12 protein-coding genes are annotated in these 9368 nt (G+C 36.6%); 5 read left to right on the forward strand and 7 right to left on the reverse strand.

From position 1 onward, the window contains the following. Positions 1 to 142 precede the first annotated feature (142 nt). Positions 143 to 1330 (reverse strand): tetracycline efflux MFS transporter Tet(39), encoded by a 1188-nt coding sequence (gene tet(39), locus FTV43_RS13800; protein ID WP_004856455.1) that lies wholly within the window; start codon positions 1328 to 1330, stop codon positions 143 to 145. A 65-nt stretch (positions 1331 to 1395) separates the two neighbouring features. Here tet(39) and FTV43_RS13805 point away from each other — a divergent pair, with 65 nt between their 5' ends. The 3 genes from FTV43_RS13805 (at position 1396) to FTV43_RS13815 (ending at position 2951) form a co-directional block, all read left to right on the forward strand. Beyond that, entirely contained in the window at positions 1396 to 2037 is a 642-nt protein-coding gene (locus FTV43_RS13805; protein WP_004787586.1) for a TetR/AcrR family transcriptional regulator C-terminal domain-containing protein, read from the forward strand. 323 nt (positions 2038 to 2360) lie between these two features. After that, entirely contained in the window at positions 2361 to 2657 is a 297-nt protein-coding gene (locus FTV43_RS13810) for a type II toxin-antitoxin system RelE/ParE family toxin (protein ID WP_004787583.1), read from the forward strand. A 3-nt stretch (positions 2658 to 2660) separates the two neighbouring features. Continuing rightward, positions 2661 to 2951: an addiction module antidote protein gene (locus FTV43_RS13815; RefSeq protein WP_004787581.1), complete on the forward strand. Its 291-nt coding sequence runs from the start codon at positions 2661 to 2663 to the stop codon at positions 2949 to 2951. Positions 2952 to 3121: 170 nt separating this feature from the next. Here the strand turns inward: FTV43_RS13815 and FTV43_RS13820 are convergent, their stop codons facing one another. Both FTV43_RS13820 and mobQ read right to left on the reverse strand, forming a co-directional pair. After that, positions 3122 to 3619 (reverse strand): hypothetical protein, encoded by a 498-nt coding sequence (locus FTV43_RS13820; protein WP_004856450.1) that lies wholly within the window; start codon positions 3617 to 3619, stop codon positions 3122 to 3124. Further along, positions 3616 to 4587 carry a MobQ family relaxase gene (mobQ, locus tag FTV43_RS13825; protein WP_179995732.1) on the reverse strand — a complete coding sequence of 324 codons (972 nt, stop codon included), beginning with the start codon at positions 4585 to 4587 and terminating at the stop codon, positions 3616 to 3618. The genes FTV43_RS13820 and mobQ overlap by 4 nt, the downstream gene beginning before the upstream one ends. Before the next feature lie 208 nt (positions 4588 to 4795). Here mobQ and FTV43_RS13830 point away from each other — a divergent pair, with 208 nt between their 5' ends. Continuing rightward, a complete protein-coding gene (locus tag FTV43_RS13830; protein WP_179991711.1) occupies positions 4796 to 5065 on the forward strand; it encodes a mobilization protein in 270 nt (89 codons plus the stop codon). Here the strand turns inward: FTV43_RS13830 and FTV43_RS13835 are convergent. Continuing rightward, on the reverse strand, positions 5055 to 5978 hold the full coding sequence (locus FTV43_RS13835) for a RepB family plasmid replication initiator protein (protein WP_179991712.1): 924 nt from the start codon (positions 5976 to 5978) through the stop codon (positions 5055 to 5057). The two genes, FTV43_RS13830 and FTV43_RS13835, sit on opposite strands and share 11 nt — an antisense overlap. 701 nt (positions 5979 to 6679) lie before the next feature. On the opposite strand from FTV43_RS13835, the gene FTV43_RS13840 reads away from it, so the two are divergent. After that, a complete protein-coding gene (locus FTV43_RS13840; protein ID WP_179991713.1) occupies positions 6680 to 6988 on the forward strand; it encodes a hypothetical protein in 309 nt (102 codons plus the stop codon). Between the two features lie 298 nt (positions 6989 to 7286). Here the strand turns inward: FTV43_RS13840 and FTV43_RS13845 are convergent, their stop codons facing one another. The 3 genes from FTV43_RS13845 to FTV43_RS13855 all read right to left on the reverse strand — a co-directional run. Then, the gene (locus FTV43_RS13845; protein WP_179995733.1) at positions 7287 to 7769 is read right to left on the reverse strand and encodes a BLUF domain-containing protein; all 483 of its coding nucleotides are present in this window, start codon (positions 7767 to 7769) and stop codon (positions 7287 to 7289) included. A 594-nt stretch (positions 7770 to 8363) separates the two neighbouring features. Then, on the reverse strand, positions 8364 to 8837 hold the full coding sequence (locus FTV43_RS13850; RefSeq protein ID WP_179995734.1) for a hypothetical protein: 474 nt from the start codon (positions 8835 to 8837) through the stop codon (positions 8364 to 8366). Beyond that, on the reverse strand, positions 8834 to 9368 hold a 535-nt coding region (locus FTV43_RS13855), incomplete at its 5' end, for a MobA/MobL family protein (protein WP_179995735.1). The genes FTV43_RS13850 and FTV43_RS13855, both read right to left, overlap by 4 nt.

The following is a 9368-nucleotide window of genomic DNA, read 5'->3' on the forward strand; positions in this document are numbered from 1 at the left end:
CCAGTGCGCTGAACCCTGGAACGTCTTAGTATAAGTTTATGATTTATATCGAATAAAAAACAGTATTTCGTATAAGGTGTATTATGTTAATTTTAGATAAACTATAGAATCCATTAGTTTTTAAACCAATAAATTAAATATTTTATGGAACTCCAGAATATTTATTCAGGCGATACTTAAGCAATAAGGGTAGGGTGATTACATAAAGTATTGCAGCTAATGCCCATACCATTCCAGGAGCTGATGCCTGAGTCATAAAATAGAGGCTAGTAACTAATACAGGACCAATTATAGCCCCCAGACTATTAAAACTGCTTAATAGCCCTTGTAATTCACCTTGTCTTTCATCACTAATACCTCTGGACATCATTGCTTGCAAAGCAGGAACGGCTACTCCACCAAGGGCAAACAATGGTAACAACGCAAAAGGCACCCATTCTTCAACAGCAATAGATAAAAGAAGTAAACCAATTGCATCGCAAGCTATTCCACATAACAACGTATTTTTCTCTCCAAACCTCTTTACCATAGGGGCGATAGCAAAAGCCTGTGCAATAGAATGGCATATTCCATAACTAGCAAGGGAAACACCTGCAATAAATATACTCCAGCCATAACGATCCTGCCCATAGATAACCCATAAAGTTGCGGGGACTTGTGAAACCAATGTGATAATTAAAAAGATACCAAGCAATGGAGCCATATTAGGTTGAGTGATCAAATAGGATAATTTCTTTAATATTGATTGCTCCTGAACCTTCTCAGTCATTTTATTGCTGTGTTTTGATTCTTTTAATAAGACTGCTGTCATTATTAAATTAATCCCATTCATAAAAGCAGCAGCAAAGAACGGTGCATGTAAGTTCCATTCACCCAAAACTCCACCTATTACCGGACCCGCTATAAACCCAATACCAAAGACAGCTCCAAGGAGACCAAACCTTTTTGCACGCTCATGGGCTGGAGTAATATCTGAAACATAAGCTGTTGCAACAGCCATGTTGGCACCTGTAATTCCCGCAAAAATACGACCAATATATAGCCACAATAGAGAAGGAGCAGCAGCCATTAGGAGATAATCAGCCGTTGCACCAGCAATTGAAATAATTAATACAGGTCGACGTCCAAATCGGTCACTCAACGCTCCAAGGATAGGTGCAAAAATGAACTGCATCAGAGCATACACAGCTAATAAAGCACCATAGTGAACACCGCCTGCTTCAGCTCCAGCCAATGACCGTAATAATTCAGGCAAGATCGGCATAATTAAACCAATCCCAACAGCATCCAGAAATATAGTGATTAAAATCACGCTCAATGATTTCTTCACAAATGCCTTCTCTAGCAATGATAGAATTAATATTCTCTCACACACTCCCTATCAGTGATAGATTTATGAGTAAAAAAGATATTGCACCTCAACGTCTGACACGTGAAATAGTCCTGCGTACCGCATTGGATATGTTGAATGAAGAAGGCATAGATTCAATAACCACACGCAAGCTAGCTCAACGATTGGGTATTAAATCTCCAACTCTATATTGGCATTTCAAGAATAAATCCTTGTTAATGGAAGCAATGGCGGAAACCATTATAAATGAACACCATTTAGTTTCTTTACCCATCGATGGGATGACATGGCAAGATTGGTTGCTCGCTAATTCTGTAAGCTTTCGTCGAGCACTACTAGCTTACCGTGATGGTGCTCGTCTACATGCAAGAACTAGCCCCAGTCAAGGACATTTCAACACGATTGAGGCCCAAGTTGCGCTGTTATCTCATGCTGGGTTTTCTCCTGTTGAAGCAGTTGCATTACTTATGACATTAGGAAGGTTTATTGTTGGGTGGGTCCTTGAGGAGCAGCAAGAAGAAATAAGATCAGACCCACCATTCGAAGCCGATCCAACTATATATCCACTCATGCTCCAAGGAGTGAATACCTTACAAAATATGAATGCGGATGACATTTTTGAAAATGGGATTCGTATGGTGATTATCGGTGCTGAAAGACAACTTGATATTAAAATGCAAACTTAACTCTATACTGCTTTAAGCAACTGTTCTATTTAGTAATAAAGCTTTTATCCTTAATTATTTAACATAATAGAGCTTATACGAAACGCAATTTAAAATATTATTGTTTTTCATATAGTTATAAAATTTTGACTGACTTCAAAAACAGTAAAAAGCCGACTTAGAAACAAGTCGGCTTTTTTATGAGCAGGTTTGATACCTTTTGCCAAGAACATAGGTTATTAAATAATCAATTGATAAAATATATTCTTATTATTTCATTTACTCATAAAATATATTCATTATAATGTTGTGTATTCGATCGAATACAATAAAGAGGAACTTTCATGACCGAGATTAAACGTCTCCCTGAATTTGATGAATGGCTAGATAGCATTAAAGACAGTATGACCCGTCTTAAACTGAATCGAAGATTAGATAAGGTTCAGCGTGGTAATTGGGGCGATGTAAAGCATCTTCAAGAAGGTGTTTGGGAAATGCGAGAGTTCTTCGGACCAGGTTGGCGCATGTATTACATCAAACATGGTGATGTAATCATTGTGATGCTTGGAGGTGGTGATAAATCTACACAGCAAAAGGATATAGAACGAGCTGTTGATTTATCAAAATCTTTAGAGGATTGAAAAATGGTTAAAATAGCTGATCTACCTAGCTTTGACATGGCAGAAGCACTTAAGAGTGAAGAAGATATTGTAATGTATCTTAATATGGTTCTTGAAGAGAATGACCCTGCTGAACTAGCTCATGCACTTGGTGTAATTGCTAAAGCTCGTGGTATGACTCAAATCGCTAAAGAAGCAGGAATTGGACGTGAAGCACTTTACAAAGCACTCCGTCAAGATTCAGCACCTCGTTTTGATACGATTAATCGTGTAGTAAATGCTTTAGGTCTAAAACTAACTGTGCAGAATGCATAACTATTAATAAAATTTTGTCTAAGTTCCATCTTATTTAACATAAAATCTCTTATGCGAAATTTCAGCTCGATGCTTTGAAAGATGGCTAAAGCCATGTTTCAAAGTCGGGCAACTTTGCGCTTGCTGTAATTTGATTTGTAATGAGAAAAACCAAGCAAAGTACCGATCAACTAGTATTTTTTAGGGTCGATCTGACACCAGTCATACGTTTTTTCTTTGACACTACTCGGTTCAAACGAGTAGCAATTTTTCCTCATTATTCTCACCAATGTTTCACCATCACTTTCTCGAATTTGTAGCGGATATTTTTTTAGTACAGCCATATCTGCTCTACGTTCATCAATTTCGTCTTTGCTTGGTATGTATAAAAAGATAGCCAAAATGAACACCATCATCACAGCAACAAACGTGCTGGCAAAAATAAAGATAAGTTTTAAGTTGAGCCTGTTTGTAGCTTCGTTTAATGCCTGAATACTGTTGTTTAATGCACCTGTATGCTTCTTATTTGTGTTTTCTAGCGATTTTTCAGCCTTGTCTAGCACTCCACTAGCGACTTGGTTGTAAAACTGCTCTAATCGCTTCTTATCGTCTGCTATGGCTTCTCGATATTCCTTCATGGATGCCAATAAAATATATAACTGGTCATCTAAATCATTTTGATTACTCATAATGACATTCCGCCTCTACTTAGTTTTTGATATGCCTTGCGGAGTGCTTGCTCGGCTCGTTGTTTATCTAATTCTTGCTGTCGTTTCATTTCCGCTTGGCGTTCCAGTTCTAGACGTTTGGTTTCTTGGTTCTTCTGCCATTGATCAAAACCTTGATCGACACGGTTTAAACCACGCTGTAAAACGCTCTCTTTCTGCTGTTTCTGTTGGTCAAGCTGTTGGGCGTTCTGCTGTTTCACATTGTCATTAAAACGGCTGATTTCAGTGTCTATGCCTTGTCTGCGTAATTGGGTGACTTTAGTGCCTTCATGGATGGTGGCTTGTAGTCCGTTATTCTGATCGGCATAGCTGCGGTGGTCTATTTTTTCCTGAAAGCCTGCTCGTTCTAATGCGTGATTGGCTAAATTTGCCCACGTTTCCCGAATCTGTTTAATTTCGTCTTGGGTTGTCCCCATACCAAGGCTTTTTCGTTTGGCGTTACTGAGTTCAATATCGGTTTTGGTGGTCAGAGTGATTTTATTGTCTGCATTTAATTCGGCTTTTCGGGTTGTGAGCATGATATGGGCGTGATGGTTTTTATCATTTCCGCCTTTACTCGGTTTATGGATGGCTAAATCTGCGATTACCTCATAGCGATCAACTAAGGACCTGGCAAAGTCTTTTGCTAAGTCCTTACGTTGATCAGCGTCTAATTCATCGGGTAGGGCAATCACCCATTCTCTAGCGGTTCGGGCATCTTTGCGGTTCTCGGTTTTTTCTGCCAAGTTCCAAAGTTCACCACGGTCAATTTCAATATCTAAATTAGACAGAATTTCAGAATGGGCTACACCGTCTTTTCTCGTAAAGTCATGGGTCAGTCCTGTGCGTTCATCTTCTAGTTTTTCCCCTGCACGATATGCAGATGATGCAACCGCAGTTCGCCCCGAACTTCGGTTCACCGTTTTAGTGGAACAATGATAAATTGCCATGCAGTCGCCTTGGGGTGCTTTTGCTTTTAAAAAATTGCGTAGCAATTTTTTGGGGTTAAGGGGTATCCCCTTACGCAAACTTTGACTTGGATGAAATCCAAGTCGTAAGTGCGCATTTCATGAAAAACACGATAGCATATAGCCCGCTTGAATTTCAATTCATAGGGCCTTATGCTTGAGTGGTTTTCTATATCCCGAAATCTGAATCATGACAAAATCTGCTGAAAATCTCGAAAAGAAAATTGAAGCCCAGTTAGAGAAGCTGAAACAGTTAAAGGCTCATAAACAAGCTATCGAAGCTAGAGAAAAATCAAAGCAAAAAGAGCAGGAGAGAAAGGACGATACTCGACGCAAAATTTTGCTCGGTTCTTATTTGATTAAAAAAATGAATGACAATGAAGCCAATAGAGAAAAAATACTCGCTGAACTCAACGAGTATTTAATAGAAGATCGAGACAGAAAATTATTTAACCTTTAAAACCTAAACTTCTTAAATGTGGAATAAACTCTTTTTGTTTTTCAGGGTCTATCAGCATGTCTTTAATTCGACTAGCTAAAGCCTCATAACTCTCATTACCAACAGCTAAATGTGATAGGCCCGGTAATTTGGCAAGCTGATTTCCAAACATATTAATTTGCCCATCAGTCATTTTGAAAAACATATCGACGGTATTCATATCTCGACTTGAGTTGATTTTTGGCTTTTCAAATTTTTCTTTAACTTTGAATCTAAACCCCACAACAGTTCTACCCTCTTTTATATTTTCATAAGTTAGATTTAAATCTGTTTGAGAGTTAATTTCTTCTAAAGAAGGCTCTAAAACACGGGTTTTTAAATTAGACATTCGATCATAAGACTTAGGCAATCCTAACTCTGTTTTTATACGATCTAAACTTAATTCAAATTTACCTAGACCCTGATATTTCTTGGCAAGATGATACAGGTCAAAGGAATAATCTTTTTTAAGTCTGAGTACCACTTCTTTTTTATATTTGGTGTAAGGGTTGAGCTTATCAAATTCTTTTAGCATTAAAAGAACTTCCTCAGGAAAGCAAATTGATATTGCTCCATTGTCGTATTTTGCTCGGATTACCCAAGAACAAGAAACTTTTTTCCCCTTTTCATCTGTATAGGTAAAGTACCTACGCAGCATATGCTTACTAGCTTCCTCCATCGACTTATATGCAGAGTGGGTTTTTATATTGCACTCTTTAGCAAAGTTTTCAGCAGTAATAGTAATGGGGTCTTTTTCGGTAGCGTTGGTAACTCTAGCGATAGGACTTGCTAAAACCAATAAACGCTTTTCATCGATAGACATGCTTTTAAAGCATTCTTGAATATTATTTTGTATGACCACCCATGAAGGTGGATAGGTTTTTTTATCTTCCATTTGAAAACTACATACTGAGCAATGTAATTTGCAAAATACCAAGCTGCTGTTTTTTTAGCTATTATTTTTGTAGCTTTTTAACAAAACTACAATAAAAATAATGTAGCTTAATGTCCTCCATTTGTAGTTTTAAATTCCTCCATTTGTAGTTTTAAAAACTGATTTAGTCCTCCATTTGTAGCTTAATATCCTCCATTTGTAGTTTTTTAAAGTTTGAAAGCCTTATGAATAAAGGGTTTGAAGGGGGTCTAAAAGCTTTTAAAAGCTTATTAAAAAGATAAAAAAGGATTTTTTATTTAATACAATTGAAAATAATTTTTTATAATTAATTCTAATTCTTCGTGTAAGGCTGTTTACGGCCGATTAAAAGAAAATAGGTATACAACCATATGTTTACATGTAAACGTTCGAAATACGCGAAACTGTGAGCATAGGGACTATATTTTTATGTATTCCTATGTTAGAGTTTGAACTGTTTGAAAATAAAGCAAAAAAAAGGCACTTGCGTCAACAAGTACCTTTTTTGAAATCTTTAATATCAAATAGCTAACAAATCAAACCAAAGGAGGTTAAAAAAGCCATAAGAATTAATGATTTACGTTTAAAATGCATAAACGATTCTATCATTGATAAACAATTTGTTCAAGTTAGCGAACAGATAAGGCTGATTAACCTCCATTTTTTACAATGGAGGAATCATCATGATTCCAGTTTTACCGGCAGTAGATACACATAAAGCACATATCTTGCACCGCTTATTAAATAGGGTGCCTGTTAAAAACAAAGATATGTGGTCGTCTATTGATTCTAGTTACTCTGCGTGTCGTATTAGCGAATTACGTAGTGATGGATGGAATATTGAAGATCACTATTTATCTGAAGATTCAAAACTGAAAAAACGTGTGCGAGTAAAAGTGTACTTCATACCATCTTTATTAATTAGTGAATTGTTGAAAGAACAGGCAATTCAAGATTTTTTAAGAAGGTTTGAATATCGACAAGCCAGTTAAATAGAAAAAAGGAAGGGTTATCCCTTCCTTTTTTTGCTTTAAAAAACAGACTTTGTAATCAGAGAGAAAAACGCATGAATTTTGATACCAGGTGATCGCTCGTAGGCACTTGCTCGGCTCTTACTAGAATGAGTTTTTTATTAAAATATTTAATCAGTACCGTGGAACAACGATCAAATATCAAACTTGGAACATGATAAATAGAGGAGTTGCCGCCCTGTTGCTCTATGATTCAAGGCAGCAATCTCTAATATAATGATCTTGAAGGGAAAAACAGTTGTATTTCGTATAAGGTCTATTATGCTAATTTTTTAATCCAAATTGGATTCGAAGTAATTAAAGCTTTACTTTTTAATATAGAAAAATTATCTGCATGCTGACTTAATAACTCTATAAGAGGTGGGATTGTAGAGCTATTTAATAAGTATGGATTAAAAATATCATTATGATTTTTAGAGAAAAACTTAACTATATCCTGATCAATATTGGCATATTTCATATACCAATTAGAAAAGAGATATGTACTGATCTTCTCAAGATAAAGAACTTCACAATTTTCATGACGCGGATCTTTTAAGATTTTGTCATGAAAAAGATGCTTTACTTTATCTTCTTGCCCCTCTAAACATTGAACAAAGTAATCATTTCCATAGTAAAGAGCCCCATAGATCTGATTTGCTCCATTAAACTTTAATGCTTCGGTTAAAATTTCATAAAGTTCACTCTTAGAATAAATTTTAGACCTGAACTTACTTACATATAATAATCGTATAGCGGTCATTGGTAATTCGTCTTAAGATATAAATAGTTAAGTATATATAATAAAAAAAATTATTATATAAAATTAGTAATTTTTAGACTGCTTTCTTAAAGCATCCTTTCTTTTATCTTATATCCTTGCACTTTACCTATTGGTAAAATACATACATTCATAATCTATATCGGAAAGTAAGTAATTAAGCATAAGAAAAAAAATCCCAGCAGGTGCAGTGCTGAGATTAGGCGCTTTCTGGGCTTAGTTATTATCGTTATCAAAAAAGTATAACTCAGTTTTTACTTAATTAATTTTCTTTTCAATTAGCTTCAATTTACTTAACTGTTGCTCTTTTTTCTGATCATTTTCGATCTTAATAACTATAGCTAAAATAAAAAGCATCATTATAAAAAATAGGAAAATCAAATGCTTTCTCATTATTTATTCCTTCTTTTAATGTTTTAGCATGCCTTTTCCCATTGCAAATAGATATGACATAAGAAACCAAAATTTAGCTCGATGCTTTGAAATATGGCTTTAGCCATATTTCAAAGTCGGGCAACTTTGCGACACTAAATATCTGATAGGTTTGGGAGGAGCAGAGCAAAGTACCAGCGGCAATTATTTAGGGTCAATCACACAATAATCGCCATTTTTCCCATAGCCACATTGTTTTGTCATCACTTTAACGCATGTTTTCCCATCACATTTTGATAGATCTAAACTGTATTTTTTCAGGTTGTTTACTTCCGATCTGCGCTGCTGGATTTCATCCATACTTGGGACAAATAAAAATAACGCCAAGAACAGCACCATTACCAACGCTACAAAGGCGCTGGCAAACACGGCAATAAATTGATAGTTAAGACGGCTAGTTGCTTTATCTAACTCCTCAATACGGCTCTTTAATGCCCCTATAGCTTGTTTATTTGTCTCCTGTAGTGACTTTTCAGCCTTATCTAGTACCCCACTAGCTACTTGGGTGTAAAATGTCTCTAATCGCTTCTTATCGTCTGCTATGGCTTCCCTGTATTCCTTCATGGAAGCCAATAAAATATATAACTGGTCGTCTAAATCATCGTTTTGGTTGCTCATCGTGACCATCCGCCTTTATTCAAATTAGGTGATGCCTTTTGCTCGGCTCGTTTCATTTCTCGCTGTTTTTCCGCTTGGCGTTCTAGCTCTAGGCGTTTGGCTTCTTGGTCTTTTTGCCATTGGTCAAAGCCTTGCTCAACACGGTTAAAGCCACGCTGTAGCGTGGTTTCTTTGTGCTGTTCTTTTTGATTCAGGTATTGGGCGTTGTGCTGTTTTACCTTGTCGTTATAACGGCTGATTTCGGTGCCGATGCCTTTTCTGCGTAATTGAGTGACCGAAGTCCCTTCATGAATCGTGGCTTGCAGTCCGTTGTTCTGATCGGCATAGCTGCGGTGGTCTATTTTTTCTCGGTAGCCTGCACGTTCCAATGCTTTATTGGCTAAGTCTGCCCATGTTTCTCGAATTTGCTTAATGTCTTCTTGGGTTGTCCCTATACCAAGGCTTTTTCGTTTGGCGTTGCTGAGTTCAATATCGGTTTTGGTGGTCAGAGTGATTTTATTGTCTGCGTCCAATTCGGCTTTTCGGGTGGTA

Source organism: Acinetobacter sp. YH16053 (genome assembly GCF_013417035.1).
Taxonomy (GTDB): Bacteria; Pseudomonadota; Gammaproteobacteria; order Pseudomonadales; family Moraxellaceae; genus Acinetobacter; species Acinetobacter towneri.